Origin of the sequence: Lutimaribacter saemankumensis (assembly GCF_900100005.1) — a bacterium.
GTDB classification, from domain to species: Bacteria; Pseudomonadota; Alphaproteobacteria; order Rhodobacterales; family Rhodobacteraceae; genus Lutimaribacter; species Lutimaribacter saemankumensis.
On sequence record NZ_FNEB01000001.1, the window covers coordinates 600,631 to 626,181 of the forward strand.

Genomic DNA, 25,551 nt, shown 5'->3' on the forward strand with positions numbered 1-25,551 from the left:
CGGTTTCACAGACCAAGGGCGCGAAAGACCCTCGGCAGTTCCTCGGGAATATCTTCGGCAATCAGGCCCGGTCCGAAGCTCAGCGCGGATTCCACGTGCAGCCAGGCCGCGGTTTCGGCTGCCTGCATCGGATCGACCCCGCGCGCCAGCAGCCCCGTGATGAACCCGGCCAGAACGTCGCCCGACCCGGCGGTGGCCAGCCACGGCGCGGCACGGTCATACGCCGCAAGGCTGATCGAACACCGTCCATCCGGCGCGGCGATCACCGTGTCCGGCCCCTTGAACAACACCACACAACCCGCCCGCGCAGCGGCATCGCGTGTGGCGTCGACCTTGGAATAGGCGGGCCCCGTTTCGGCAGCTGCGTTCAGCCGTTCGGCGATATCGGGAAACAGCCGCGCGAATTCCCCGGCATGGGGCGTCAGCACGCAGTCTTCATGAAGCATCGCGAAGAATTCATCCGGCGCATCGCTGAAACAGGTCAGCGCATCGGCATCAAGCACCGTAGGGCGGGGTTCCACCCCGCCGCACGCCATACGAACAAGGCCCCGCGCCCGCTCGATCCCCAGGCCCGGCCCGAGGCAGAGCGCATTGATGCGACCGTCCTCCAACACCGCGGCCAGCTCTTCGGGGCCGTCGGCCCGTTTCAGCATGATTGCGGTCACCTGCCCGGCCACCTCCGTCTGTGCCGATCCTGGCACGCCCAGCGTCACCAGTCCCGCCCCGATGCGAAGCGCCCCGCGCGCCGCCAGCCGCGCCGCGCCGGTATGACCCGCGCCGCCGGATAGAACGAAGGCATGGCCATGGGCATATTTATGCGCCTGCGGTTTGCCCAGGGCATGGGCGCAGCGCTCGGTGACAAGTTTGACGCCTTGGGCGCCGATCCCGCCAGAAAGGCCGATATCCGCGATACGGACGCGCGACGCCGCGCCCGCTTCGGGAAACAGGTACTGCCCCAGTTTTCCCCGGTGAAACTGAACGATCAGGGATCGCTGGAACGGGTTGTCCGCACGATCCCCAAGGGGTTTTCCCGAATCCATGCAAATGCCCGAAGCGCTATCGACACCGACAAAGCGGATACCGGCTTGCGACCGGAAAACATGCTGGAACGCATTTCTTACGTCGGCGGGCAACGGACGGGTCAACCCGGTGCCGAACACGGCATCGATCAGCAGGTCATGCCGCGCGTCATTCGATGGAACCGCGGACATGGCGGCAATCGCACCCATCGCCTGCCACCGGTCATGATTTGCCTTTGCATCGGGCGGCAGCTTCGCCGGGTCGCCATAAAGGAAAACGTCGATTTCCCAGCCCCATTCCTTCAACAGCCGCGCCACCACGAAACCGTCGCCACCATTGTTTCCCGGCCCGCACAGCACCAGCGCGCGACAGGGCGCCCTTGCCAGGTCCGGCCATTCCGCGAACACCGCATCGATCACGCCGCGCCCGGCGCGCTCCATCAGCTCCAGCCCTGTCACCTGCCCCGACTCGATGGCGGCCTTTTCCATGGCGCGCATCTGTGCTGCGGTCAGCAATTCGGTCATTGCCCTGCACCCTGCGATTCAATTCCGCCCGATCCTTGGGCGCTGTGATCAATTTTTAGGCAATACATCTGCCCAATGGTTACGCATCCCCTGCCCGCGACCTTATCCAATTGTGGCCCCCCGCGGGAAGTGATCTGTCCGGTTCCTGAGACACGAGGGGCGAGGAGGCCGCGATGAAAAAGATCGAAGCGATCATCAAACCGTTCAAATTGGACGAGGTGAAAGAAGCGCTGCAGGATGCCGGCATTCAGGGCCTGAGCGTGATCGAGGTCAAGGGCTTTGGCCGCCAGAAGGGTCACACGGAACTGTATCGTGGCGCCGAATACGTTGTCGATTTCCTGCCCAAGGTGAAAATCGAAGTCGTGCTGGACGATGACCTCGTCGATGCCGCGATCGAGGCGATCATCGACGCGGCCAAGACCGACAAGATCGGCGACGGGAAGATTTTCGTCAGCCCCGTCGAACAAGCCATCCGCATCCGTACCGGCGAAACCGGCTCGGACGCGCTGTAATCCACAAACCGCGCGAAACCGCGGTGGAACCCATAACCTGACAGAAAGGGAAAAAACGGTATGAGCAACGCTGTTCTCACCATGATCAAGGAAGAGGACGTCGAATATGTCGACATCCGCTTCACCGACCCGCGCGGCAAGCTGCAGCACGTGACGGTGATGGCTGACCAGGTCGACGAGGATTTCCTCGAAGAAGGTTTCATGTTCGACGGTTCGTCCATCGCGGGCTGGAAGTCGATCGAAGCCTCGGACATGAAGCTGATGCCCGACGTGGACAGCGCCTATCTCGATCCGTTCTACGCCGAAAAGACCCTGTGCATCCATTGCTCGGTCGTCGAACCCGACACCGGCGAAGCCTATGAGCGCGACCCGCGCGGCACCGCTCAGAAGGCCGAAGCCTACCTGAAGTCGTCGGGCATCGGCGACACCTCGTTCTGGGGCCCCGAGGCCGAATTCTTCCTGTTCGACGACGTGCGGTTCTCGAACAAGATGAACAAGGTGTCCTACGAGGTCGACGCGCTGGATGCGGCGTGGAACACCGATACCGAATACGAAATGGGCAACACCGGCCACCGTCCGGGCGTCAAGGGCGGCTATTTCCCCGTGAACCCGATCGACGACGGCCAGGACATCCGCTCGGAAATGCTGTCCACGATGAAGCGGATGGGCATGAAGGTCGACAAGCACCACCACGAGGTGGCGTCGTGCCAGCACGAGCTTGGCCTGATCTTCGGCAGCCTGACCAAGCAGGCGGACGAACTACAGAAATACAAGTACGTCATCCACAACGTGGCGCAGGCCTATGGCAAGTCGGCCACCTTCATGCCCAAGCCGATCTACGGCGACAACGGCACCGGGATGCACTGCAACATGTCGATCTGGAAAGACGGCAAGCCGCTCTTTGCCGGTGACAAGTATGCCGACCTGAGCCAGGAAGCGCTGTACTACATCGGCGGCATCCTGAAGCACGCCAAGTCGCTCAATGCCTTCACCAACCCGTCGACCAACAGCTACAAGCGCCTGATCCCGGGCTTCGAAGCCCCCGTTCTGCGCGCCTATTCGGCCCGCAACCGTTCGGGCTGCGTGCGTATTCCGTGGACCGAAAGCCCCAAGGCCAAGCGCGTCGAGGCACGCTTCCCCGATCCGTCGGCAAACCCCTACCTGTGCTTCGCAGCTCTGCTGATGGCCGGCCTGGACGGGATCAAGAACAAGATCGATCCGGGCGAAGCGATGGACAAGAACCTCTACGATCTGCCCGCCGAAGAGCTGGAAGGCATCCCCACCGTCTGTGGCAGCCTGCGCGAAGCCGTCGAAGAGCTGAAGGCCGATCACGACTACCTGCTGGCAGGGGACGTGTTCACCAAGGACCAGATCGACGGCTATATCGAGCTGAAGATGGAAGAGATCGAACTGTTCGAGCACACGCCGCACCCGGTCGAATTCCAGATGTACTACAGCTGCTGATCCGCTCATCGGATCAACACTGCAAAAGGCGCCTTTCGGGGCGCCTTTTCTTTGTCCGGGCCGGCTTTCCGCGCCCTGCGCAAGGCGCACAGTTTCACCAAAAAGCTTTGTCCATGCCATCACCTTGCCGCGCTTTGGCGCAAGGATGCGGCAAAACGAGGCAAAGCGAGTCCGTCCATGGAAACCCAAACGCATGCGCATCTGGTCGCCCAGATCCTGTATGGCCCCGATACCGCCTTGCCCGACGCAACGGCGTTTCTGGGCACGTTGAACGCCGAACTGGCGCGCTTTGGCATCGAGTTGCACAGCGACGGGCAAGCCGACGATGGCGGGTTGCGATTTGCGGGGCCGCGCGTCGGCGTGGCGCTGCGCCGCGTTTCGTCGCCCTGCCCGTCCGAAACCCTGGATGAGGCGCTTGGCGCGCCGATCCTGGCCGTCAAGGCGACGGATCTTGCGCGACGCGCGCGTGCCCATGCCAGCCACGCGGATATCGCCGTTTTCACGCCCGAAGGCGCAGAACCCCTGCCCTGGCACTTGCGCTTTGTCGTTCTGCACCGCGCGATCGTGACCCTCTTCGACATATCCGACGCATCGGCGGCCTGCCTGCCCGCATCGGCGATGCTGTTCGACCGCTCCGAGATCGAAGCATCGCGCGACATGACCGTGCCGCTGACGCTGTGCCTGCACCCGATCCCGATTGCCGCGCCGGACGTCCCGGTGATCTCGGGCGTGCTGCCGCCTCTGGGCATCGTCGCGCTCGGGTCGGAGCGGTTCTGCGACAAGCTGCTGGTGCTCGCGCCCTCGCCCCTGCCCCTGCGCGAGGGCCTGGCGCTGCTTGCCCGGCTGTTGCGTGACCATGCCGGCAACATTCGCGCGCTCGAAGACGGGTCGCAGTTCGATGATCTTGGCCATGGCGGCGTTTTCGTGCGTCACGGCGCACCAGACGAGGGCGCGCCGAACGGCCGTATTATCGTGGGCCTCGGGGACTGGCCCGACGCCGGCATCGCCCAGGCACGTCCGCTGTCGCTCAGCGACATGGCGCCCGACGCCATGAAGGCAAGCGCCCCGCGCGAGTTGCCGCCAAGCATGATGTCCCGCGCGATGCGATTGGCGCTCAGCCCGAACGGGCTGACGGTGATCGCGGCGCTGGTGCTCTATCTGACATTCAGCCATGTGGCCGCGAACTGGATGGAAGGTCAGAGCGACCTGATCCGGTCGTCGCTGGGCGCAACGGGGCTGCCGAAAAGCAACTGATGTTCAGCCGCGCGGCGCCCCGTCGCCATGCGGCACCATGTGGGCGCCGCCAAGCCCGCCAAGCGCCTGCACCAGCCCGGCGGTGTTCTTGACCCCGAACTTGCGCATCAGTCGGCCGCGATGCACCTCGACCGTGCGAAAGCTCAGGTCAAGCACGCGGGCGATCTCCTTGCTGGTCTTACCCTCGCCCAACAGCGACATCACCTCGCGTTCACGCCGGGTCAGCGGCTGGTAGGGACGCGTTTCCGACAGGTCCGCGAACGACCACACGGCGCGCGTCAGCGGTTCGTCGGGGGTAAACGAGTGCCCCCGCACACGGCACCAGAACAACGCGCCGGAACTGCGCATCATCACCCGTTCGTCCCAATAGGCATTGGTTTCGCGCAGATCCTTGATGCCGCGATTGCGGATATTCACGAATTCCTCCTGGCTGGGATACAGAATCGCGAACAACTGATCGCGCAGCGCGCCACGGTCATAGCCGAACATGCGCGCGAACATCAGGTTGCAGTCGCGGATCACCCGATTTTCCGTCACGACAAGTCCAACCGGCGCATGCAGATAGGCAAGTTCGCCGAAATCGCCGTCACGATAGCTGCGCTCGATCGCCTCCTCGTTCATGTCATGCCCCAGTTGCACCCCTTGCTGGGGACGAAACTACGGGGCCGCGCGGTTCATGGCAACGCGGGTTCGGAATCGTGAGAATTCGGAGACGATTCCATGACCGGTTGAACAGTTTGGCACCCGTTCGTTCGCAATTGCGTCCAAAAGGATAGCGATCAGGGTAAGAATACGGCCAGAACATGGCGAACCTATCCCTCTGCCCCGCGTTTTGGCGGGTTTGGCTGCCACAGTCGTTGCACAATTCAAACGCGTATTTGGTTCCAACGACGAACACCGAACCTGAGAGAGGATAAGCCAATGTTCGACTTCCAGACCCAGACGATCTCGACCAGCCTTGTTTTTGCCGGTGACGACTGTGTAAGCGTTGATGTGTTGGCCGAAATTCTGAAATCCGCGCTGAACGAAAGCGACGACGCGGTGATCGCGACCCAGACCGACATGCTGGACGGCGTGACGATCGAAACCGCCACGCTGACCCTGCGGGCCGGCTGGCACCACGGCGAAGGCGAACAGCAGCTTGCCCTCAGCATCGGCAGCGAAACCGGCAGCTTCGGTGAAAACCGCGCCCAGCAGATCCGCATGACCCGCATCCTGCGCCATGTCCTGGATGCCCTGCCCGTGGCCGAGGTCGAATGGCTGGATACCGGGGTGCGCATCCCCGCCGCCCGCTTCCGCGCCGCACTGGAACCGGTGGCCAAGCTGTCGACGAAGGTGACGCCGCGCCGCGTGGCCCGCCGTGGCCGCCCCGCAGCGACCCGCCTGACCGCCGACGAAGCGCGCAAGGTCGTTCGCGCCGCCGAGCGCCCCGCGGATCCGCTGCCCTCGATGAAGGTCGCACCCCGCCGCGTGTCGGTGGAACGTCCCGCCGAGGCCCGCCGCCTGAGCCAGGACGAAGCCGCCCGCATCACGGCGCGCGTCCCCGAAGTGACCGAGGCGGACCGCATCGTGGCGATGGATATCGACCGGCCGCAGCAGGACGCACATGTTCAGGACTATGAAATGTACAAGATCGCCGACCTGCGCCGCGACGCCACGCCCGAGGAAATCGAGGCACTGCGCATGGAAACCGAAAGCATGGCCGCCGGCGGCCTGCGCCTTGCCGCCTCGCTGCTTATGGGGCTGACCGGGGCGACAACGATCACACAAAGCTCGGAGACGATGGCAAGCGTTCTGGGGGCATCTTGAACCCGACTGACGATCCGAGCTTTATGCAGCGGGGGTTTGGCGTTACCTTGGGTAACGCCAAACTCTTTTTTAAGGTGCGAAAAAGGAATTTCCCGTGATCCGTTTCGTTTTTTCCTTTTGCTTTCTAATCCTTGCAGTCCCCGTTTCCGCAGCGCCCTGTGGCAACACATCGGCCGGTTTCGATGCCTGGAAAGCCGATTTCGCACGCACCGCCCAGCGTGCCGGCGTCGGGCAGCGCGGGCTTCAGGCACTGGCGGGCGCGCGCTATTCCACGGGAACGATTGCCGCCGACCGCAACCAGAAAAGCTTTCGCTACAGCCTGGAAAAATTCATGCAGATCCGGGGGGCCGCGACGATCGTGAATCAGGGCCGCCAGCGCAAGACGCGCGATGCGGCGTTCTATGCGGCCCTCGAACAGCGTTTCGGCGTGCCCGCCGGCGTGATCATCGCCATTCACGGGATGGAAACCGGTTTCGGACGCTTCATGGGCGACAGCCCGGTGGTTTCGGCCATCGTCACGCTGGCTTTCGATTGCCGCCGGTCCGAGTTCTTCATCCCGCACGCCATCGGCGCGCTGAAGCTTGTCGACCGAGGCTCGATCACGCCGGACACTAAGGGCGCCAAGCATGGCGAGTTGGGCCATACGCAATTCCTGCCGGGCAACGCGATGACATACGGGGTCGATGCCAACGGCGACGGGCGCGTGGATTTCTACGATCAATCCGATGCGCTGGCCTCGACCGCGCATTATCTGCGCCAGAAAGGTTGGCGGCCGGGCCAGCCCTATGGCAAGGGCACGCATAATTATACCGTTCTGAAGGAATGGAATGCGGCTTCGGTCTATCAGGAATCACTGTCGATCATGGGCGCGCAGATCGACCGTTAGATGCGGGGCTTGACAGGGGCCCAACGCTCCCCCATCTACACCACCGGACGCAGGCTCCGGCCGTTCGCGGGCCATTGGCCATGGTGAAGCCCTGCAAACTACCCCACTGTCCCTTCTCGACCAGAGGTCGCGACAGGACGGCAATCGCGGACCCCGTTCACCGTCATACGACCTGTGGGAGATGGGAAATGACCCATGACATGCTTCCGCCCAGGGCGGCACTGAAAGACCAGGCCAGGCGATTGCGCGCCACCATGGCCGACAGCGGCACAGCGATCAGCCATTCCGCCGCGCTTGAAACGATTGCCCGGCAATGGGGCTATCGCGACTGGAACACGCTGAGCGCCGCTGCGCCCGAAACCGTGGTCACGCCCCGCTGGCAGGTGGGGCAACGCGTGACGGGGCGGTATCTCGGCCACGCCTTCGCAGGCCGGATCAAATCCGCGACCGAGGCATCTGGCGGGTTCTGGCAGCTTGTGCTGGTCTTCGACGAGGCGGTGGACGTCGCGGCCTCGACCCGGTTCAGCAACTTCCGCAAGCAAGTGCGCTGTGCCGTCAATGGGCAGGGCGTCACCGCCGAGCGCACATCGGACGGCCAGCCGCATGTGGTGCTGCGCGCCGCCTGATGCCTAAGCGCCGCCATCCGGGCCAACCGGGTGGCGGTGCCTCGTGATCAGAGCCCGTCGCGTTTCAGGACGAATGTGTGAATCCCGAACACGACCGCATCCGATTTCGGCAACCGCCAAAGGCTCTGGCGTTCGCTGCGCAGATAGGCCGCGTCCTGTCCGTGCCGTTCCGGGCGGCGGTCGTTTTCGCCGCGCGGCTGGTGCAATGCGGGATCGGCATAGTTCAGGGCATTGAACCGCCACAAGGGCCGACCGGGCCGGATACCGTCGAACAGGCGCTGCACGCGTTTCGCGATGTTGTCGTCATAGACCTCGACCGGAATATGAATACCGATCAGCGGGCGCATGAACTTTTCCTCAAGCGTCCAGCTTGCCGGAAAGCACAGAACCGCGCCCGTCATCACATGTTCGTCGCCGCGTTTTTCTAGGATGCAGAAATCCTGCTGCACAAGATGGCCCAGCGTTCCCAGCGGATCGTCGCGATCCAGCGCGACGGTCACATTGTCGGGCCGGCGCACACTGTCAGCCGATACGGCATAGTCGTCGCGCGCCCCGAGCGCCGTCAGAACCTCGTCCAGCAACTCTCGGGCGGCGGGCCGCGCGCTGTCATCCAGCGCCACGACATCGGCGCGGCGCTCGGCCAGCAGCCGCCCGCGTTCGGCCATCTGGGCGGCAAAGGCGTCGTCCACCAGTATCCAGTCGGCCGGATCGAGCGGCGCGATGCCCGGCAGGGCCTTTGGACCGATATCGTAGGGAAGGCGTTTCTGAAGGATCATGCCTTTCCTTAGCGCCGGCAATCGGAAAGGAAAAGCGGGTGAGCGCACAAAGCGCGCCCACCCATGCCGGGATCAGTCGATCCCCATGCAATTGGCGTAAAATGTCACCGTTGCCGGCCAGTCGCTGAAGACGCCGACCACGCCCGCCTCTTCGCGCAGGGCATGCAGAATGGTGAAGTAATCGCCATCGGTATCGGTTGCGTCCTTGACCGACTGGAAATACCAGCCGCCGCCGGTGGTCAGCGGGCCCGACCGTTCCAGCGTCCAGGTGATGATGCCAAGGCCCGCCTCCTGCGCGGCCAGCGCCAGTTCCGAGGCGACCATGTTGTCGGCTTCGTCCAGCGTCAGCAGCATCCACATCGGCGGCGCGATGTAGTTGACGCCCATCGCCTTGAGCTCTTCCATCGTGTTGGGCCAGGTCGCCGGGTCCATCGGCGAATAGCCTTCGGTGTCGTACTCGTCCATCAGGTAGACGGCCTGCTTGCCGAACTCGGGCTCGTTATCGACCCAGTATTTCACGATCTCCAGGTCGAAGGATTGCGGCCAGACGCGGTCGGGCGCGATGCCCGCGGCCTTGTATTCGTCGATCATCTTCTGGGCGTAATCCTGATAGGAAAAGCCGTCAAAGGGCATCTCGACACTGGGGGCCTTCAGCTCGGGCGTGAAATCTGCGCCAAGGCTGTCGAACAGCGCGATCGATTCCGCATGTGTCATCAGCGTGCCCTTCTGCACGGAATAAAGATCCGTGCGCCAGCCTGCCGTGCCGTCGAGATACTCGGCAACCGTCGTGGCGCTGGCGTTCGCCGCGTCCATCTTGCCGGTCAGGGTGCGGAACTCGGCCAGCGTGATGTCCGAGGTGCGGCATTCCGCCTGCGCGCGCGTGTCGCCATTGGCGGGCACGAAAACTTGCGTGCATTTCGCACCAAGATCGGTCGCAAGGATGTTGGTCGTGGTGTGCAGGTCGTTCTGCGCGTGGCGGCAAACCAGTTGCTTGTCCTTGGTAAAGGTCACGTCGCATTCCAGGATGCCCGCTCCCATGCGCGCGGCGGCCATGTTCGATTCCACCGTGTGTTCGGGGAATTGCAGCGGCGCACCGCGGTGCCCGACCGAAAAGCTCGACCGTGCGGGCGCCTGTTCGGTGCAGGAGGCAAGCTTGTCCTTGAGCGGACCATCTTCCATCCGCTCGATCAGGTAGAACGGGCGCGGCCCGTAGGATACGCCATCGGCATGCGCGGCACCTGCCAGCGCGGTCGATGCGAGGCACAGGGCCAGGAACGGTTTCATCGTCATCGGAATTCTCCAGCTTGGATTCGGATGGCGCAAGCCTGCCCAAGCGCAGGCAACAACCCGGTGACGGGGCCGCAACAGCGCCGTGAAGGTTCCGCAACAGTTCCACGACAGGACAGAAAGCGACCATTCGGCAGGTCGCAAAAGGATAAGACGCACGCCTGCGTCGCGCCCACCCTGACCGACAGTGGAGGACCGGGCATGAACCTACATTACAGCGACACCCGCAAGATCGACCCGACCCGCGGCGCACGGCTGGGCGACAACACGCCCAACGATGCGAACCGGGTGGAAATCGGGCCGACGCGGCTGGCCTTCGCCGAATGGGCGGCCGCGGGGCTGGAACTGCCCGACCTGCAGGAAATGCGCCGTTACCGATGGGACAGGCTGACGCGCCACGTGGTCGAGCGCGGCTATGCGGGCCTGTTGATGTTCGACCCGCTCAACATCCGCTACGCCACCGACAGCACCAACATGCAGCTTTGGAACACCCACAACCCGTTCCGTGCGGTGCTGCTGTGCGCCGATGGCTACATGGTGATCTGGGACTACAAGAACTCGCCCTTCCTGAGCGAATTCAACCCGCTCGTGCGCGAGGCGCGTTCGGGCGCGGACCTGTTCTATTTCGATCGCGGCGACAAGGTGGACGTGGCCGCCGACGTCTTTTCCAATGAGGTGCGCGCCCTGCTGGCCGAACACGCCCCCGGCAACAAGCGGCTGGCCGTGGACAAGATCATGCTGCACGGGCTGCGCGCGCTCGAGGCGCAGGGCTTCGAGGTGATGGAAGGCGAGGAAGTCACCGAAAAGGCGCGCTCCGTCAAAGGCCCGGACGAGATCCGGGCGATGCGCTGTTCTGTCCATGCCTGCGAGGTGGCCTGCGCCGAAATGGAGAAATTCGCGCGCGGAAACGTGCCCGGCGGCACCGTCAGCGAGGATGACATCTGGGCCGTGCTGCACGCCGAAAACATCCGCCGCGGTGGCGAATGGATCGAAACCCGCCTGCTGACATCGGGGCCCCGGACGAACCCATGGTTCCAGGAATGCGGGGCCCGCATCGTGCAGAACAACGAAATCGTCGCCTTCGACACCGATCTTGTGGGCAGCTACGGCATCTGCACCGATATCAGCCGCACCTGGTGGATCGGCGACCGCCCCCCGCGCCCCGACATGATCGAGGCGATGCAACACGCCCACGAACACATCATGACCAACATGCAGATGCTGCGTCCGGGCGTCACCATCCCCGAACTATCGGCCAACACCCATGTTCTGCGCGAAAAATACCAGGCGCAGAAATACGGCTGCCTGATGCATGGCGTGGGACTGTGCGATGAATGGCCCCTTGTGGCCTATCCCGATCATGCGGTGCCCGGCAGTTTCGACTATGCGCTGGAACCGGGCATGGTGCTCTGCGTCGAGGCGCTGGTCGGCGAGGTCGGCGGCGATTTCTCGATCAAGCTGGAAGACCAGGTGCTGATCACCGAAACCGGGTTCGAGAACCTTACGAAATATCCGTTCGATGCGGCGCTGATGGGGAACTGACGCGCTCGCCGGGCAGATCGGCCGCGCGCATCCTGTTCAGCAATCCCGGCAGAACGTCCTCGCGTATCACCGCGTCCAACGCGGCCCTTTGCACCTTTGTCACTTTTGCGCAGGCCAGCGTCTGACCGGCCATTTTTCCTGCGCTAGGTTGCGGCGCCAGCGGATCGTGCCGGGCAACGGGCTGAAAGCCGGTCGGAATGTGCTGGTCGGTTGGCGACATGGCGCCTATCCTTTCGGGGACAGGCAGTGGAAATGCGCGTTGGAGTCACGGTGGCAGCCCCCCCGATACCCGCCTTGATCGAGACCACACCCGGATTTTCACGAAACTTGACCGCCTTTCACCAAGGCGTGACGCCGCTGTCACATGGGTTGCGCCACGTCGGCTGACGGCACACCCTTCGGTATGCGCGCAGAATGAAAGGACCATCATGCCCAGTGAACGGATCGGCTTTCCCGGCCATGACGGCCAGACTCTTGCGGCCCGGCTGGACCTGCCCGACGGCCCGCACCTTGCCACCGCGGTGTTTGCGCATTGCTTTACCTGCGGCAAGGACATTCCAGCCGCGCGCCGGATCAGTGCGCGTCTTGCAGCGATGGGAATCGCGGTGCTTCGGTTCGACTTCACCGGGCTGGGCCATAGCGGTGGGGAATTCGCCAACACGTCGTTCCTGTCCAACGTGAAGGACATCGAAAAGGCGGCGGATTACCTGGCCGGGCGGGGTATGGCGCCGACGCTGCTGATCGGTCACAGCCTGGGCGGTGCCGCGGTGATCCGGGCGGCCGGTGCCATCCCCGGTATCCGCGCGGTTGCGACCCTGGGGGCACCGCATGATCCCGGCCACGTGCTCCGGCATCTTGATGACGCGCTGCCCGAAATCCGGCGGCATGGTCAGGCGCGGGTCGATCTGGGCGGCCGCCCCTTCACCATCGGCGAGGATTTCGTGCAGGACGTATCGACCGCGAAACTCGACGATGCGCTGGCGGGCATGAAGGCCGCCCTGCTGGTGATGCACGCGCCGCGCGACAGCGTTGTTGGCATCGACAACGCGACGCAGATCTTTGCGGCCAAGAAGCATCCCAAAAGCTTTGTCACGCTGGACGCGGCCGACCATCTGATCACGAACCCCGCCGACGCCGAATACGCAGCCGAGGTGATCGCCGCCTGGGCGGGCCGGTACCTGGACCTCAAGCCGCCCGCCCCGCCACCCGGCGCGCCCGAAGGCATCGTGCGCGTGTCCGAGGCCGACCCCAAGGGCTTTCTCCAGGATGTGCAGGACGGTCCGCATCACCACGCGCTGGCCGATGAGCCTGCGGCCTATGGCGGCACCAACCGCGGCATGTCGCCCTACGGGTTCCTTGCGGCGGGGCTCGGGGCTTGCACGTCGATGACGATCCGCATGTATGCAAGACGCAAGGGCTGGCCATTGGTGCATGTCTCCGTCGATGTGAGCCACGACAAGGTGCACGCACAGGATGCCGCGACACGCGGCACCGACAAGGTCGACCTGTTCACCCGGCGGATCACGCTCGAAGGTGATCTGGACGAAGCGCAGCGGGCGCGGCTGCTGGAAATCGCGGACCGCTGCCCGGTGCATCGCACGTTGGAACGCAGCGCAAAGGTTCAGACCGAACTGGCCTGAAACCGCGCGACAGATGGCTGAAACCGCGCGGTTTTCGCCCGGTCCTATCCGAATGGGCATGGTCATCTCCAACTGCGCCGAACCTCTCACCCTTTGCCCGGCCGCCGCCGTATAGCGTATCGAACTGGTGCAGCTTAAGGTTTAACCCGGGTGGGGGCGCCCCGCTGACCGGAGCGCCCCGATGGTTTCCTTGCTGGCAACCGCAACACATGAGCAGGCTTTCAGCGCCGCGCATTTCGGCGGCAACATCCTGGCGCATCGTGACGGTCTGGGCGAGGACGGGACATATGACGAGGCGGTCGACAGGCTGGGCATCGAAACGATCCGCTATCCCGGCGGGTCGCTGACCGAACGCTATTTCGACCTGTCCGATCCCGACCGCACCAGCGCACAGCACTATTCGGCGGACGCGATGATCGGGCTTTTGCCGTTTTCCGAGTTCATGGAATTCGCCGAGGCAACGGGCCGCGCCGCCCTGATCGTTCTGCCGACGCGCACCGCGCTGAGCGAAACGAGCGACGGCAACGGCGACCGGTTCGCCGAAATTGACGAGGATACTCTGCGCGGCTTCATCCGCGACACGCTGGACGGGGTATATGGCCGCCCGGAGATCAAGGGATTCGAGATCGGCAACGAATACTGGGACAGCGGCGAGATGAGCTCGGTCGAATATGGCCGTGTCGCCAGTGAGATGGCCACCATCATTCATGACGAGATCACCACACATCCCGAATACGAAACCCGGTTCCAGGACACCGACATCCTGGTGCAGATGGGCATGAATTACGGTCATGGCAGCCTCGACGGGCTGTATGACGGCCCCGCCGAGGACCAACTGGCGCAGTTCATGGCGGATTACGACCTTAAGGCCCAAGGCGATTTCATCTATGCCAACGGCGAGGTCGCGTGGCCGCACCTTTCGAACCACCTCGTGATGCGCGAATTCGATACGGATGCCGAGAAGGACGCCATCGACGGCGTCGTGGCGCATGTCTATTCGCGCGGCGAGGACGCCACCGCAAGCCGGTACTTTGCACTGAACACGCTGGACAGCACCTGGGGCGAAGTTCACCCCGACCTTGAAATCCATGTCACCGAATGGAACGTGCGCAACCGCGACCGCGACGAGGACGAGGATTTCGGACTGGTGCAATCGCGCGAGATGATGGACGTGCTCGAAGCGATGTCCTCGGTCGATGCCGACAGCGCCTATGTCTACCCCGTGCAGCAGCGCTCGCCGGCCAGCCTTGCAGGCGACGAGGACGATCCGCAGGAAAAGACCGCCGGGGTGTTCTTCAGCATGCTGAACGAAACCCTCCCCGGCCTGCGCCCGGTCGTGCTGGACGGCGCCGAGGGCCGCGAAACCGAGCTGGCGACCGAACACGCGGACATTCACGCCTTCGCAGGTGGTGACCGGATGGCGTTCTACGTCTTTTCGACCGAGAACGAAGGCAGCCACGTAACCGAATTCGACGCCAGCGCACTGTTCACCGGCTTCGACACGATCGAGGTGGAAAAGCTGGGTGTGGCGTCAGGCGACGCACCGGGCAGCGCGAACGCCACGCCCGAGCACACGGTCGTACCCGCGGACGAGGTTTTCGCGGACGGCACCTTTCGGTTGGCGCTGGGCGCGCGGGAAATCATGCAGGTCACGTTGAAAGGCGTCGCATTTTCCGGCGATCTTTCCGCCTGGCTGCAGGATGACACACAAGCGGTCCCTGCCCCGGCGGAGGATGCCGCGATTGCAGACCCCGAATCCCTGCCCCTGACCGATGGCGATACCCCGACGATCGAAGCCATCGCCGCCGCACAGGAGCGCGAAGCGGCCGACCAGGACGACGACGACGCCAACCCGCTGGTCGAGTTCCTGAGCAACCTGGGGCTTTTTCCGTTCATTCTGCTCGGCATTTGACCGCGTCATTGCGCGCAGGCCCGACCTGCCGCCTTGCCCCGGCCCGGCACCGGCGTTAAGACGCGGGCGCACGCAACGAGCAACGAAAAAGGCTGCCGCCATGATCCCCCGCTATTCCCGTCCCGACATGACCGCCATCTGGGAACCCGCAACGAAGTTCCGCATCTGGTACGAGATCGAGGCCCATGCCTGCGACGCGATGGCCGAACTGGGCGTGATCCCCAAGGAAAACGCCGAAGCCGTCTGGAAAGCCAAGGACGTGGAATTCGACGTGGCCCGTATCGACGAGATCGAGGCCGTGACCAAGCATGACGTGATCGCGTTCCTGACCCACCTGGCCGAACATGTGGGCAGCGACGAGGCGCGTTTCGTGCACCAGGGCATGACCAGCTCGGACGTTCTGGACACCACGTTCAACATCCAGCTGACACGCGCCGCCGACATCCTGCTGGTCGACATGGACAACCTGCTGGACGCCCTGAAGCGCCGCGCGTTCGAGCACAAGATGACCGTCCGCATCGGCCGCAGCCACGGCATCCACGCGGAACCCACGACCATGGGCCTGACATTCGCCCGCTTCTACGCCGAGATGGACCGCAACCGCCTGCGCCTGCAACTGGCGCGCGAGGAAATCGCCACCGGTGCGATTTCGGGCGCGGTGGGAACCTTCGCCAATATCGACCCGCAGGTCGAGGCGCATGTCTGTTCGATGATGGGCCTCAAGCCCGAGCCGATCAGCACCCAGGTGATCCCGCGCGACCGCCACGCGATGTTCTTTGCCACGCTGGGCGTGATCGCTTCGTCGATCGAGAATATCGCGATCGAGGTGCGCCACATGCAGCGCACCGAGGTGCTGGAAGCGGAAGAGTTCTTTTCCAAGGGTCAGAAAGGCAGCTCGGCCATGCCGCACAAGCGCAACCCGGTTCTGACCGAAAACCTGACCGGCCTTGCCCGGCTGGTGCGCATGTCGGTCATCCCGGCGATGGAGAACGTGGCGCTCTGGCACGAGCGCGACATCTCGCACAGCTCGGTCGAGCGCGGCATCGGCCCGGACACCACCGTGACGCTGGATTTCGCCCTGAACCGCCTTGCGCAGGTGGTGGACAAGCTGGTGATCTATCCCGACAACATGCTGGCCAACATGAACAAGTTCCGCGGCCTGGTGATGAGCCAGCGGGTGTTGCTGGCCCTGACGCAGGCCGGGGTCAGCCGCGAAGACGCCTATCGGCTGGTGCAGCGCAACGCGATGAAGGTCTGGGAAGAAGGCAAGGACTTCAAGACCGAGCTGCTGGGCGATCCCGAAGTGACCGCGGCGCTGAGCCCCGAAGAAATCGAAGAGAAATTCGACCTCGGCTATCACACCAAGCATGTGGACACGATCTTTACCCGGGTCTTCGGCGAATGCTGAATTAACGTGCGCCCGCCTCTCAGGTGACGATGCGGGCGCATTCGGCGTTTTGACCTAGGGCCGGGCCGTGCTACTCTCTTTCCCGTTGCAAACGCCAACAGGAGAGAACTCATGAAGATCAAGACCACAATCGCCGCGCTGGCCCTGATCACGTTGCCGGCCCTGGCATCGGCCATGTGCGCCGACAAGACCCATCAGGCCATGTCCTGCGCCGAAGGCACCGTCTGGGATGCCGGCAGCCAGGCCTGCGTCGCGCAGATCAATAGCTGATCGGTAGGGCGAAAGGGTTTATTTACGCCTGAGCGGTTATCTGGCCTCATCCGCCAGTAAGGACAGGCATGACCCAACTGACGCCCATCACCAGACCGGTGCGCGCGCCCGAACCGCAAGCGCAGCACCTGACCCGCCGCCAGAAAGCGGCCATCGTGGTGCGTTTCCTTCTGCACGAAGGCGCGCCACTTTCCTTGTCCGACATGCCCGAAGACCTGCAAGCCGCGCTGACCCAGCAGATCGGACAGATGCGGCTGGTCGACCGCACGACGCTGGCGCAGGTCGTCGCCGAATTCGCCCAGGAACTCGAAGATATCGGGCTGAGCTTTCCGCGCGGTCTGCTTGGCGCGCTGAACGAACTCGACGGCAAGATCAGCGCCCAGACCGCCGCAAGGCTGCGGCGCGAGGCCGGGGTGCGGCAACTGGGCGATCCGTGGGACAGATTGCGTGCGCTGGATGTGGAGGCCCTGCTTGAAATCGTCGGGCGCGAATCCACGGAAATCGCGGCGGTCGTTCTGTCAAAGCTCGACACACCCAAGGCGGCGACGCTTCTGGGCGCCCTGCCCGGCGAACAGGCCGGCACCTGACCTATGCCGTGTCACGAACCGACGCGATCACCCCCGACGCAGTGTACCGCATCGGCTTGTCGCTGGCAGCGCAACTGGACGACGTGCCGGCGCGGGCCTTTACCGACACCTCGGACAAGCGCTTGGGTGCGATCCTGAACCTGTCGCCTTCGACAACGCGCGACGCGCTGCTGGAGGGCCTGGAAGAGCAGGACAGCGCCTTTGCCGAGCAGGTTCGCAAATCGATCTTCACCTTTGCCGACATCCCGGCCCGGATCGCCCCGGCAGATATCCCCCGCATCCTGCGCGAGGTCGACCAGCCCACGCTGGTCGTCGCCCTGCGCTTTGCGGCGGATAGCGGCGCCGCGGGGCAAACCGTCGTGGACCACTTGCTGGGCAACATTTCCAAACGCATGGCCGAAGGTCTGCGCGAAGAAATGGCCGAGCTTGCCGCCATCAAGGAAAAACCCGGCGAAGAGGCGCAGAATGCCGTGATTGCCGCGATCCGATTGCTTGAAGATGCCGGCGAAATCGTGCTGCGCGTCCCCGAAGACCCCGAAGACAACTGATCGCCGCAGCGCTGGACACCGGGCGCGCCCGGTCCTAAAGCAGGCGCATGAGCGCGCTTTCCGTTACGGTGTCGCGATGATCCGCCTCGGCCAGACCGGGCAGGCCATCGCCCTGATGATCACCGCGATCTTCTTTTTCTCGGCGATGGACGCCACCGCCAAGGAACTGGCGCAGGTGACCGGGCCGGTGCCCGCCATCTGGGCGCGCTATGCCGGACAGGCCAGCATGGTCCTGATCCTCGTGGCCCCGCGGCTCAATACCATCGCGCGCACGCAATATCCCTGGCTGCAACTGGCGCGTTCGATCTTTCTGATGTTCGGGACGACCTTTTTCTTCTTCGGGGTGGCCAATATCGGCCTGGCCGAGGCGACGGCGATCATGGATATCAACCCCGTGCTCATCACGTTGGGCGCCGCGATTTTCCTGAATGAACGGATCGGGCTGCGACGGGCGCTGGGGATCGCGGCCTCGCTGGTTGGGGCGCTGATCATCATCCGGCCGGGCAGCGCGGTGTTTTCGCCCTACGCCATCCTGCCGCTGATGGCGGCACTCAGCTATTCGGCCTACAACATCACCACCCGCTTTGTCGGCCGCAACGAGAACCCCTGGACCTCGCTGCTGTATACCGCGCTGTTCGGCGCGGTGATCTTTACCGCCGTGGTGCCGTTCTACTGGCAGGATCCCGGCCTGAAAGGCTGGGTTCTGATGGGAATGATCGCGGTGTTCGGCACGCTGTCGCAGCTATGCCTGATCAAGGCGCTTGGGCTGGGCGAGGCCAGCATGCTGGCCCCCTTTGCCTATGCCGGGCTGATATTTGCGACGGTCTGGGGTGTGCTGTTCTTTGGCGAGTTCCCCGATATCTGGACCATCCTGGGGGCGGCGATCATCGTGGTTGCCGGCCTTTACGTCTGGCACCGCGAGACATTCGGCAAATCTGCCAGACCCCGGTAACGCAGTCAGCGCAGGCGCGCCGCCGCCTCGATCAGGCCGGGCCCTTTTTTCTGGACCAGCACGACGGTCGGCATCTTGCCCGGGATATCCGCCTCGATCCGCAATGGCGCGGCGCCGTCCCATTCGCCCAGAACCGTCCATTCGCTGACGATATTGGCATAGCTGATACGCTTGCCCGCGTTTTCGCCGCGCGTGATGTCCACGGTTTCCTCGGGGCGGTAGCGCACGAGATGCACCATCATCGGGCCGCTGACAGCGCCCCGCGGCGCCAGTTCGATACGCATGCGGTCGTTGCCCAACCGCGTGACGCTGAGCGAAACGGAACGCGGGCGTTCGGAATGGGCGCGCACCAGTTCGGCGACGTCCATCGGGTGGTTGCCGACAACATGGTCGCCCCCGTCGATGATCATTTGCGGGGTGTAGACGCTGCGCCGGCCTGCCGCCACGGCATAGGCCTTTTGGCGGGCGGTGTTGCGCGGGCTGGCGAACTTGTCCTTCCAGCCGATGTAGTCCCAGTAATCCACGTGCAGCGCCAGGGCGATCACGTCGTCGCGCGCGGCAAGCTCGTGCATGAACTTGTCGGCGGGCGGACAGGACGAACACCCCTGCGAGGTGAAAAGCTCGACCACGACAGGCTGCGACTGTGCATGGGCCGGGACGCCCCAGGCAAGCAGAGTGGCCACGATCCAGGCGGTCAGGTTTCGCATTTTCGGTCCTTTGTCTTTCGTGTCGCTGCCGACATTAGGCAAGCAGGACTGAAATAACCAATCAAGCCTTTGCGAGAGGCCGGTGAAGGCGATCTGGAAAAATTGTGTGCAATGGTATACATTTTCGTCACACCCCCCTTGAACGGATGCCGGGGATGCGGCAGAAGCATCGCAAACATGTCATCCCCGCAAGCACGGAGGCCCATATGCCCATCACAGTCGGACAGGACACCGCCAAGACCCGCAAGACGCTGAGCGCCGGCGGACAGACCGTCGCCTACTACTCGATCCCCGCAGCCGAGGCCGCGGGCCTGGGTGACTTTTCCAAGCTGCCCGCCGCGCTGAAGGTGGTGCTGGAAAACATGCTGCGCTTCGAGGATGGCAAGACCGTCACCACCGACGACATCAAGGCATTCGCCGAATGGGCCAAGCAGGGCGGCAAGAACCCGCGCGAAATCGCCTATCGCCCGGCCCGCGTGCTGATGCAGGATTTCACCGGCGTTCCGGCCGTGGTGGACCTGGCCGCGATGCGCGACGGCATCAAGGCGCTTGGCGGCGATGCGCAAAAGATCAACCCGCTGAACCCCGTCGACCTGGTGATCGACCACTCGGTCATGATCGACGAATTCGGCAACCCGCGCGCGTTCCAGATGAACGTGGACCGCGAATACGAACGCAACATGGAGCGGTACCAGTTCCTGAAATGGGGCCAGGGCGCGTTCAACAATTTCCGCGTGGTGCCGCCGGGCACCGGCATCTGCCACCAGGTGAACCTGGAATACCTGGCGCAGACGGTCTGGACCGACGAGGATCAGAACGGCGACACCGTGGCTTATCCCGACACGCTGGTGGGCACCGACAGCCACACCACCATGGTCAACGGCCTGGCGGTTCTGGGCTGGGGCGTTGGCGGCATCGAGGCCGAGGCCGCGATGCTGGGCCAGCCTGTGTCGATGCTGATCCCCGAGGTCGTGGGCTTCAAGCTGACCGGCGCGATGGTCGAGGGCACCACCGCCACCGACCTGGTGTTGAAGGTCGTCAAGATGCTGCGCGACAAGGGCGTCGTGGGCAAGTTCGTGGAATTCTACGGCCCCGGCCTGGATCACCTGCCGCTGGCCGACCGTGCCACGATCGCCAACATGGCGCCCGAATACGGCGCCACCTGCGGCTTCTTCCCGGTCGATGACGAAACCCTGCGCTATCTCAGCCAGACCGGCCGCGATGAGACACGCATCGCCCTTGTCGAAGCCTACGCCAAGGAAAACGGTTTCTGGCGCGGCCCGGATTACGATCCGGTCTATACCGACACGCTGGAACTGGACATGGGCGACGTCGTGCCGGCCGTTTCCGGCCCCAAGCGCCCGCAGGATCACACGCCGCTGACGCACGCGGCCGACAGCTTCTTCAAGGTCGTGGCCGAATACCGCGGCGAGGACGAAGGCCAGGCCGCCAATGCGATGGCCGCCGAAGGCCCTGCCCCCGACGCGCTGGTCGATCCGCGCAAGTCGCACCCCGTCAAGGGCGAGGACTACGAGATCAAGGACGGCTCGGTCGTGATCGCATCGATCACCTCGTGCACCAACACCTCGAACCCCTATGTGATGATCGGCGCGGGGCTTGTCGCCCGCAAGGCGCGCGCGCTTGGCCTGAACCGCAAGCCCTGGGTCAAGACCTCGCTGGCGCCGGGCAGCCAGGTGGTGAGCGAATACCTCGAGGCCGCCGGCCTTCAGGAAGACCTCGATGCCGTGGGCTTCAACCTGGTGGGCTATGGCTGCACGACCTGCATCGGCAACTCGGGCCCGATCCAGCCCGAAATTTCCGAAGCGATCGCAGAAGGCGACATCGTGGCCTGCTCGGTCCTGTCGGGCAACCGCAACTTCGAAGGCCGGATCAGCCCGGACGTGCGCGCAAACTACCTGGCCTCGCCGCCGCTGGTCGTGGCCTATGCGCTTGCCGGCGACATGAACATCGACCTGACCAGCCAGCCGCTGGGCGAGGACAAGGACGGCAACCCCGTCTACCTCAAGGACATCTGGCCAACGCAAAAGGAAATCGCCGAGCTGGTCGAAAAGACCGTCACGCGCGAGGCGTTCCAGTCGAAATATGCCGACGTGTTCAAGGGCGACGAGAAATGGCAGGCGGTCGAAACCTCCGAGGGCGAGACCTATGACTGGCCGGCAAGCTCGACCTACATCCAGAACCCGCCGTATTTCCGTGGCATGGGCAAGGATGCCGGCACGATCCAGAATATCGAAGGCGCGCGTATCCTGGCCGTCCTGGGCGACATGGTCACCACCGACCACATCAGCCCCGCGGGCAGCTTCAAGGCCGACACGCCCGCAGGCAAATACCTGACCGAACACCAGGTGCCCGTGCGCGAGTTCAACTCGTACGGGTCGCGCCGTGGCAACCACGAAGTCATGATGCGCGGCACCTTTGCCAACATCCGCATCAAGAACGAGATGCTGGACGGTGTCGAAGGCGGCTTTACCAAGGGGCCGGACGGGCAGCAGACGACGATCTTCGACGCGTCGATGGCCTATCAGGACCAGGGCACCCCGCTGGTGGTGTTCGGCGGCGAACAATACGGCGCCGGCTCCAGCCGCGACTGGGCGGCCAAGGGCACCAACCTGCTCGGCGTCAAGGCCGTGATCGCCGAGAATTTCGAGCGTATCCACCGCTCGAACCTGGTGGGCATGGGTGTGATCCCGTTCGAGTTCACCGGCGGCGACAACCGCACGTCGCTGGGCCTGAAGGGCGACGAAACCGTCACCATCAAGGGGCTGGACAACGTCACGCCGCTGGCCGAAGTCCCGTGCGAGATCACCTATGCCGATGGCAAGACCCGCGAGATCACGCTGAAATGCCGGATCGATACCGCGGTGGAAAAGGAATACGTGGAAAACGGCGGTGTGCTGCACTTCGTGCTGCGCAACCTGGCCAAATCCGCCTGATCCCGTCACATCGCAGACATGCAAAAGGGCGCCTTTCGGGGCGCCCTTTTTCCGTTTCCCGACCTGGGATGCAAACGCCTTAGTTGCCGCGGGCTTTCTCGATGGCGGGCATCAGCGTGTTGTCGATCACGCGCTGGGTCACCGGGCCGGCATGGCGTACCACGATCACCCCGTTGCCGTCGATCACGTAGGTTTCCGGCACGCCATAAACGCCCCAATCGAGCGCCATCCGCCCCTCGGTATCCGCGCCGATCGCAGCATAGGGGTCGCCCAGTTCGTTCAGGAATTTCAGCGCGTTCTCCGGCTTGTCCTTGTAGTTGACGCCATAGATCGTCAGGCCCTGCGCCGCCAGTTTTTCAAGGTTCGGATGCTCGACCCGGCAGGGGGCGCACCAACTGGCCCAGTAATTGACCAGCGTCACCTCGCCCGTGCGCAGATCGGCGTCGGCAAACGTCGTCTTGTCGCCAAGCGTCGTGACCACCACCGCCGGGGCCGCCTTGCCTGCCAGCGCAGTCGGCAGTTCGTCGGGGTTTTCGCGGCTCATGCCGACGTAGAACATTGCAGCCAGTGCCGCGAAAATCAGCGGCGGCGCGACCATCATGGGCTTGACCTTAGCCATTGCGCCGGATCCTCTGTTCGACCTCGTCCAGTTCGCGGCGCACGCGGCGCGCGCGATGCACCGACGCGATCACAAGCACCAGCAACAGCGCGATCGAAATGCCATAGGACGACAGGACCGCATCTGCGTATTTTCCAAGCTCGGGCATCATTGCAGCCTTTCGCGTGCCAAGAGCGCGCGCATCCGGCGCGCGCGGATTTCGGTTTGCGTGCGCAGGAACACCAGCGCGATGAACAGCAGAACGAAGCCCGCGATGCTGACCAGCAGCGGATGATAGAACACGTCGGCCACGTTCTCTTCCTTGTCGAGGCTGAGCGACGCGCCCTGATGCAGACCCTGGTTCCAGAAATTCACCGCATACCGGCTGAGCAGCGCAAAGACGGAACCGACAAGGCACAGCACGCTCGTCAGGTCGGCCGCCGTGTCGTCATTTTCGATCGCGGCCCAAAGCGCCATGTAGCCCAGGTAGAACAGGAACAGGATCAGGAACGAGGTCAGCCTTGGATCCCAGGCCCACCATGTGCCCCACATCGGCTGCCCCCAGATCGCCCCGGTCACCAGCGCGATCACCGTCATCATGGCCCCGATGGGCGCCGCCGCCCGCGCCGCCAGCGCGCTGACGTGGTGGCGCCGCACGATCCAGATCAGCGAGGCGACCAGCATCATCAGCCAGGCGTTGATCGCCATCAGCGCCGAGGGCACATGCAGGTAGATGATCTTGACGGTCGAGCCCTGCCGGTAATCCTCGGGGGTGAAGAAGAAGCCCCAGACCAGCCCCACGACAAGGCAGATCAGCGCCAGCGCGGAAAGCCACGGCAGGAACCTGTCCGTGGTATCAATGAACTTCTTGGGGTTCGCGTATTGCCAGATCGACGCCATCGTCCCTCCTCTAAGCGCAGGTCGTGCCCACGCAAGTCACATCTCCGTCAGCGCAGGTTCACTCTCAGTACAGCAGCCGAGGCGAAAGGCAAAAGCGCGATGGTGCCGCAGGTGATCCCCGCCAGCATCAGCATCGGCGTGGTGTTGTCCATCCCCTCGGCCCCGCGCCGTGCGACTTCGGCCCCGAAAATCAGCGTCGGAACGTAAAGCGGCAGAACCAGCAGGCTCAGCAGCAGACCGCCCCGTTTCAACCCCACCGTCAGCGCCGCGCCGAAGGTTCCGATCACGCTCAGGGCCGGCGTGCCCAGCAGCAGCGACAGAACCAGCGGCGCATAACCGGCCGCCGGAAGGCTGAGCAGGACGCCCAGGACAGGTGCGGCCAGAACCAGCGGCAGGCCGGTGGTCAGCCAATGGGCCAGCGCCTTGACGCTGACCGCCGCCTCCATCGGCAGGGGCGAGGTCGCCAGCAGATCGAGGCTGCCATCCTCCCAGTCCAGCGCGAAAATCCGGTCGAGCGACAAAAGGCAGGCCAGAAGCGCGCCCAGCCACAGGATGCCCGGCGCAATCAGCGACAGCCGCCCGGTTTCGGGGCCGACGCCGAACGGCACAAGCACCACGACGATCAGGAAAAACGCAAGGCCCAGGCCAAAGCCGCCCCCGGCGCGTGTGCCCAGTTTCATGTCGCGGATCAGCAGGGCTATCACAGGAACGCCCCGTCGAAATCGTCGGGTTCGGGTGCGCGCGCCCGGAACGGCGCCAGGTTCAAGACCCGCGCCTCGTCCAGCCCCAGGTCGATATGCGTGGCCAGCAGCGCCATGCCGCCCCCGCCCAGATGCGCGCGCACCGCCCGCGCAAACATCGCGACCGCATCCACGTCCAACGACACGGTGGGTTCATCCAGCACCCAGACCGGGCGCCCGGTCACCACCATGCGCGCCAGTCCAAGCCGCCGTTTCTGCCCCGCCGACAGGTTGCCGGCGAACCGGTCCGCCAACGGCTCGAGCTCGAACGCGGCCAGCGCCTCCCCCACGCGATCCGTGGCAAAGACATCGGCCCAGAATGTCAGGTTCTCGCGCACGCTCAGCGTCGCCTTGATCCCGTCGGCATGCCCGGCATAGGCCATCGCCTCGCGGTCCAGCCCGACATGCCCGGCCAGCGGCGGCTGCAAGCCCGCCACCGTGCGTAATAGCGTCGTCTTGCCGATCCCGTTCGGGCCGCGCAGAACCAGCGCCTCGCCACCCGAAAGGGTAAAGGACACCCCTTCCAGGACGGGCACTCCGCCGCGCGCGACGGCCAGGTCTGTCACAGTCAGTTCCATTCAGCCCGATTACCCCATCCCCGCGACGGCGAAAAGGGACAAGGGCGCGCAGCCCCT

The 25,551-nt window shown here is 64.2% G+C and carries 26 protein-coding genes; 15 read left to right on the plus strand and 11 right to left on the minus strand.

Translation table 11 applies throughout. The features are described from left to right. Window positions 1-5 precede the first annotated feature (5 nt). On the minus strand, window positions 6-1,544 hold the full coding sequence (locus BLT50_RS02945) for an NAD(P)H-hydrate dehydratase (RefSeq protein ID WP_090026290.1): 1,539 nt from the start codon (window positions 1,542-1,544) through the stop codon (window positions 6-8). 173 nt (window positions 1,545-1,717) lie between these two features. On the opposite strand from BLT50_RS02945, the gene BLT50_RS02950 reads away from it, so the two are divergent. From BLT50_RS02950 to BLT50_RS02960, 3 genes are all read left to right on the plus strand, one after another. Continuing rightward, on the plus strand, window positions 1,718-2,056 hold the full coding sequence (locus BLT50_RS02950) for a P-II family nitrogen regulator (RefSeq protein WP_090026292.1): 339 nt from the start codon (window positions 1,718-1,720) through the stop codon (window positions 2,054-2,056). Between the two features lie 60 nt (window positions 2,057-2,116). Beyond that, on the plus strand, window positions 2,117-3,520 hold the full coding sequence (gene glnA, locus BLT50_RS02955) for a type I glutamate--ammonia ligase (protein ID WP_090026294.1): 1,404 nt from the start codon (window positions 2,117-2,119) through the stop codon (window positions 3,518-3,520). A 177-nt stretch (window positions 3,521-3,697) separates the two neighbouring features. Next, window positions 3,698-4,774: a hypothetical protein gene (locus BLT50_RS02960; protein ID WP_139170460.1), complete on the plus strand. Its 1,077-nt coding sequence runs from the start codon at window positions 3,698-3,700 to the stop codon at window positions 4,772-4,774. 3 nt (window positions 4,775-4,777) lie between these two features. Here the strand turns inward: BLT50_RS02960 and BLT50_RS02965 are convergent, their stop codons facing one another. Next, window positions 4,778-5,395: a LuxR C-terminal-related transcriptional regulator gene (locus BLT50_RS02965; protein WP_090026298.1), complete on the minus strand. Its 618-nt coding sequence runs from the start codon at window positions 5,393-5,395 to the stop codon at window positions 4,778-4,780. Window positions 5,396-5,695: 300 nt separating this feature from the next. Here BLT50_RS02965 and BLT50_RS02970 point away from each other — a divergent pair, with 300 nt between their 5' ends. The 3 genes from BLT50_RS02970 to BLT50_RS02980 all read left to right on the plus strand — a co-directional run bounded on the left by BLT50_RS02970 (window position 5,696) and on the right by BLT50_RS02980 (window position 8,095). Beyond that, window positions 5,696-6,583 carry a hypothetical protein gene (locus BLT50_RS02970; RefSeq protein ID WP_090026300.1) on the plus strand — a complete coding sequence of 296 codons (888 nt, stop codon included), beginning with the start codon at window positions 5,696-5,698 and terminating at the stop codon, window positions 6,581-6,583. Between the two features lie 94 nt (window positions 6,584-6,677). Continuing rightward, complete coding sequence (locus BLT50_RS02975) at window positions 6,678-7,469, plus strand: lytic murein transglycosylase (protein ID WP_090026302.1); 792 nt, start codon at window positions 6,678-6,680, stop codon at window positions 7,467-7,469. A gap of 188 nt (window positions 7,470-7,657) precedes the next feature. Then, window positions 7,658-8,095 (plus strand): glyoxalase superfamily protein, encoded by a 438-nt coding sequence (locus tag BLT50_RS02980; RefSeq protein ID WP_090026304.1) that lies wholly within the window; start codon window positions 7,658-7,660, stop codon window positions 8,093-8,095. A 47-nt stretch (window positions 8,096-8,142) separates the two neighbouring features. Here BLT50_RS02980 and BLT50_RS02985 read toward each other — a convergent pair whose 3' ends face one another. Together BLT50_RS02985 and BLT50_RS02990 are read right to left on the minus strand one after the other, a co-directional pair. Then, window positions 8,143-8,871 carry a heme-dependent oxidative N-demethylase family protein gene (locus tag BLT50_RS02985; RefSeq protein ID WP_090026306.1) on the minus strand — a complete coding sequence of 243 codons (729 nt, stop codon included), beginning with the start codon at window positions 8,869-8,871 and terminating at the stop codon, window positions 8,143-8,145. A gap of 72 nt (window positions 8,872-8,943) precedes the next feature. Next, window positions 8,944-10,161: a glycerophosphodiester phosphodiesterase family protein gene (locus tag BLT50_RS02990; protein ID WP_217629220.1), complete on the minus strand. Its 1,218-nt coding sequence runs from the start codon at window positions 10,159-10,161 to the stop codon at window positions 8,944-8,946. 198 nt (window positions 10,162-10,359) lie between these two features. Between BLT50_RS02990 and dddP the strand changes: the two genes are divergently transcribed. Further along, window positions 10,360-11,700 carry a dimethylsulfonioproprionate lyase DddP gene (gene dddP / locus BLT50_RS02995; RefSeq protein ID WP_090026308.1) on the plus strand — a complete coding sequence of 447 codons (1,341 nt, stop codon included), beginning with the start codon at window positions 10,360-10,362 and terminating at the stop codon, window positions 11,698-11,700. On the opposite strand, the gene BLT50_RS18945 is transcribed toward dddP, so the two are convergent. Then, a complete protein-coding gene (locus BLT50_RS18945) occupies window positions 11,660-11,920 on the minus strand; it encodes a hypothetical protein (RefSeq protein ID WP_139170461.1) in 261 nt (86 codons plus the stop codon). The two genes, dddP and BLT50_RS18945, sit on opposite strands and share 41 nt — an antisense overlap. A 208-nt stretch (window positions 11,921-12,128) precedes the next feature. Here BLT50_RS18945 and BLT50_RS03000 point away from each other — a divergent pair, with 208 nt between their 5' ends. From BLT50_RS03000 to BLT50_RS03020, 7 genes are all read left to right on the plus strand, one after another. Further along, on the plus strand, window positions 12,129-13,340 hold the full coding sequence (locus tag BLT50_RS03000) for a bifunctional alpha/beta hydrolase/OsmC family protein (protein ID WP_090026309.1): 1,212 nt from the start codon (window positions 12,129-12,131) through the stop codon (window positions 13,338-13,340). A gap of 181 nt (window positions 13,341-13,521) precedes the next feature. Then, window positions 13,522-15,252 carry a type I secretion protein gene (locus BLT50_RS03005; protein WP_139170462.1) on the plus strand — a complete coding sequence of 577 codons (1,731 nt, stop codon included), beginning with the start codon at window positions 13,522-13,524 and terminating at the stop codon, window positions 15,250-15,252. A 100-nt stretch (window positions 15,253-15,352) separates the two neighbouring features. Beyond that, on the plus strand, window positions 15,353-16,660 hold the full coding sequence (gene purB / locus BLT50_RS03010) for an adenylosuccinate lyase (protein ID WP_090026313.1): 1,308 nt from the start codon (window positions 15,353-15,355) through the stop codon (window positions 16,658-16,660). A 111-nt stretch (window positions 16,661-16,771) separates the two neighbouring features. Continuing rightward, window positions 16,772-16,930, plus strand: a complete 159-nt coding sequence (locus BLT50_RS18950) for a carbohydrate-binding module family 14 protein (RefSeq protein ID WP_175491353.1) — start codon at window positions 16,772-16,774, stop codon at window positions 16,928-16,930. Between the two features lie 68 nt (window positions 16,931-16,998). Beyond that, window positions 16,999-17,517 carry a hypothetical protein gene (locus BLT50_RS19725; RefSeq protein WP_342706685.1) on the plus strand — a complete coding sequence of 173 codons (519 nt, stop codon included), beginning with the start codon at window positions 16,999-17,001 and terminating at the stop codon, window positions 17,515-17,517. 8 nt (window positions 17,518-17,525) lie between these two features. Then, window positions 17,526-18,065: a FliG C-terminal domain-containing protein gene (locus BLT50_RS19730; protein ID WP_342706686.1), complete on the plus strand. Its 540-nt coding sequence runs from the start codon at window positions 17,526-17,528 to the stop codon at window positions 18,063-18,065. Between the two features lie 76 nt (window positions 18,066-18,141). Then, on the plus strand, window positions 18,142-19,017 hold the full coding sequence (locus BLT50_RS03020) for a DMT family transporter (protein WP_217629221.1): 876 nt from the start codon (window positions 18,142-18,144) through the stop codon (window positions 19,015-19,017). Between the two features lie 5 nt (window positions 19,018-19,022). On the opposite strand, the gene BLT50_RS03025 is transcribed toward BLT50_RS03020, so the two are convergent. Beyond that, a complete protein-coding gene (locus tag BLT50_RS03025) occupies window positions 19,023-19,724 on the minus strand; it encodes a DUF1223 domain-containing protein (protein ID WP_090026314.1) in 702 nt (233 codons plus the stop codon). 206 nt (window positions 19,725-19,930) lie between these two features. Here BLT50_RS03025 and acnA point away from each other — a divergent pair, with 206 nt between their 5' ends. Continuing rightward, complete coding sequence (gene acnA / locus BLT50_RS03030) at window positions 19,931-22,678, plus strand: aconitate hydratase AcnA (protein WP_090027046.1); 2,748 nt, start codon at window positions 19,931-19,933, stop codon at window positions 22,676-22,678. Window positions 22,679-22,757: 79 nt separating this feature from the next. Here acnA and BLT50_RS03035 read toward each other — a convergent pair whose 3' ends face one another. Genes BLT50_RS03035 through ccmA form a run of 5 tightly spaced genes read right to left on the minus strand, consistent with a single transcriptional unit; the run spans window position 22,758 to window position 25,494 of the window. Next, the gene (locus tag BLT50_RS03035; protein ID WP_090026315.1) at window positions 22,758-23,297 is read right to left on the minus strand and encodes a DsbE family thiol:disulfide interchange protein; all 540 of its coding nucleotides are present in this window, start codon (window positions 23,295-23,297) and stop codon (window positions 22,758-22,760) included. Then, a complete protein-coding gene (gene ccmD, locus BLT50_RS03040) occupies window positions 23,290-23,445 on the minus strand; it encodes a heme exporter protein CcmD (RefSeq protein ID WP_090026317.1) in 156 nt (51 codons plus the stop codon). The genes BLT50_RS03035 and ccmD overlap by 8 nt, the downstream gene beginning before the upstream one ends. Further along, window positions 23,445-24,176, minus strand: coding sequence for a heme ABC transporter permease (locus BLT50_RS03045; protein ID WP_090026319.1), 732 nt, complete (start codon window positions 24,174-24,176; stop codon window positions 23,445-23,447). Before BLT50_RS03045 ends, ccmD begins: the two co-directional genes overlap by 1 nt. 47 nt (window positions 24,177-24,223) lie before the next feature. Beyond that, complete coding sequence (ccmB, locus tag BLT50_RS03050; protein ID WP_090026322.1) at window positions 24,224-24,880, minus strand: heme exporter protein CcmB; 657 nt, start codon at window positions 24,878-24,880, stop codon at window positions 24,224-24,226. After that, window positions 24,877-25,494: a heme ABC exporter ATP-binding protein CcmA gene (gene ccmA, locus BLT50_RS03055; RefSeq protein ID WP_090026324.1), complete on the minus strand. Its 618-nt coding sequence runs from the start codon at window positions 25,492-25,494 to the stop codon at window positions 24,877-24,879. Before ccmA ends, ccmB begins: the two co-directional genes overlap by 4 nt. Window positions 25,495-25,551: the final 57 nt, after the last annotated feature.

Coding starts and splice junctions, on each gene's coding strand:
- BLT50_RS03035 (WP_090026315.1), bottom strand. CDS start 23,297: ATGGCTAAGGTCAAGCCCATGATGGTCGCGCCGCCGCTGATTTTCGCG.
- ccmA (WP_090026324.1), bottom strand. CDS start 25,494: ATGGAACTGACTGTGACAGACCTGGCCGTCGCGCGCGGCGGAGTGCCC.
- BLT50_RS02970 (WP_090026300.1), top strand. CDS start 5,696: ATGTTCGACTTCCAGACCCAGACGATCTCGACCAGCCTTGTTTTTGCC.
- BLT50_RS03000 (WP_090026309.1), top strand. CDS start 12,129: ATGCCCAGTGAACGGATCGGCTTTCCCGGCCATGACGGCCAGACTCTT.
- purB (WP_090026313.1), top strand. CDS start 15,353: ATGATCCCCCGCTATTCCCGTCCCGACATGACCGCCATCTGGGAACCC.
- BLT50_RS02990 (WP_217629220.1), bottom strand. CDS start 10,161: ATGACGATGAAACCGTTCCTGGCCCTGTGCCTCGCATCGACCGCGCTG.
- BLT50_RS18950 (WP_175491353.1), top strand. CDS start 16,772: ATGAAGATCAAGACCACAATCGCCGCGCTGGCCCTGATCACGTTGCCG.
- BLT50_RS02950 (WP_090026292.1), top strand. CDS start 1,718: ATGAAAAAGATCGAAGCGATCATCAAACCGTTCAAATTGGACGAGGTG.
- BLT50_RS03005 (WP_139170462.1), top strand. CDS start 13,522: ATGGTTTCCTTGCTGGCAACCGCAACACATGAGCAGGCTTTCAGCGCC.
- BLT50_RS02985 (WP_090026306.1), bottom strand. CDS start 8,871: ATGATCCTTCAGAAACGCCTTCCCTACGATATCGGTCCAAAGGCCCTG.
- BLT50_RS03025 (WP_090026314.1), bottom strand. CDS start 19,724: ATGCGAAACCTGACCGCCTGGATCGTGGCCACTCTGCTTGCCTGGGGC.
- glnA (WP_090026294.1), top strand. CDS start 2,117: ATGAGCAACGCTGTTCTCACCATGATCAAGGAAGAGGACGTCGAATAT.
- BLT50_RS02960 (WP_139170460.1), top strand. CDS start 3,698: ATGGAAACCCAAACGCATGCGCATCTGGTCGCCCAGATCCTGTATGGC.
- BLT50_RS02945 (WP_090026290.1), bottom strand. CDS start 1,544: ATGACCGAATTGCTGACCGCAGCACAGATGCGCGCCATGGAAAAGGCC.
- BLT50_RS18945 (WP_139170461.1), bottom strand. CDS start 11,920: ATGTCGCCAACCGACCAGCACATTCCGACCGGCTTTCAGCCCGTTGCC.
- BLT50_RS03020 (WP_217629221.1), top strand. CDS start 18,142: ATGATCCGCCTCGGCCAGACCGGGCAGGCCATCGCCCTGATGATCACC.
- BLT50_RS02965 (WP_090026298.1), bottom strand. CDS start 5,395: ATGAACGAGGAGGCGATCGAGCGCAGCTATCGTGACGGCGATTTCGGC.
- BLT50_RS03045 (WP_090026319.1), bottom strand. CDS start 24,176: ATGGCGTCGATCTGGCAATACGCGAACCCCAAGAAGTTCATTGATACC.
- BLT50_RS19725 (WP_342706685.1), top strand. CDS start 16,999: ATGACCCAACTGACGCCCATCACCAGACCGGTGCGCGCGCCCGAACCG.
- ccmD (WP_090026317.1), bottom strand. CDS start 23,445: ATGCCCGAGCTTGGAAAATACGCAGATGCGGTCCTGTCGTCCTATGGC.
- dddP (WP_090026308.1), top strand. CDS start 10,360: ATGAACCTACATTACAGCGACACCCGCAAGATCGACCCGACCCGCGGC.
- BLT50_RS02980 (WP_090026304.1), top strand. CDS start 7,658: ATGACCCATGACATGCTTCCGCCCAGGGCGGCACTGAAAGACCAGGCC.
- acnA (WP_090027046.1), top strand. CDS start 19,931: ATGCCCATCACAGTCGGACAGGACACCGCCAAGACCCGCAAGACGCTG.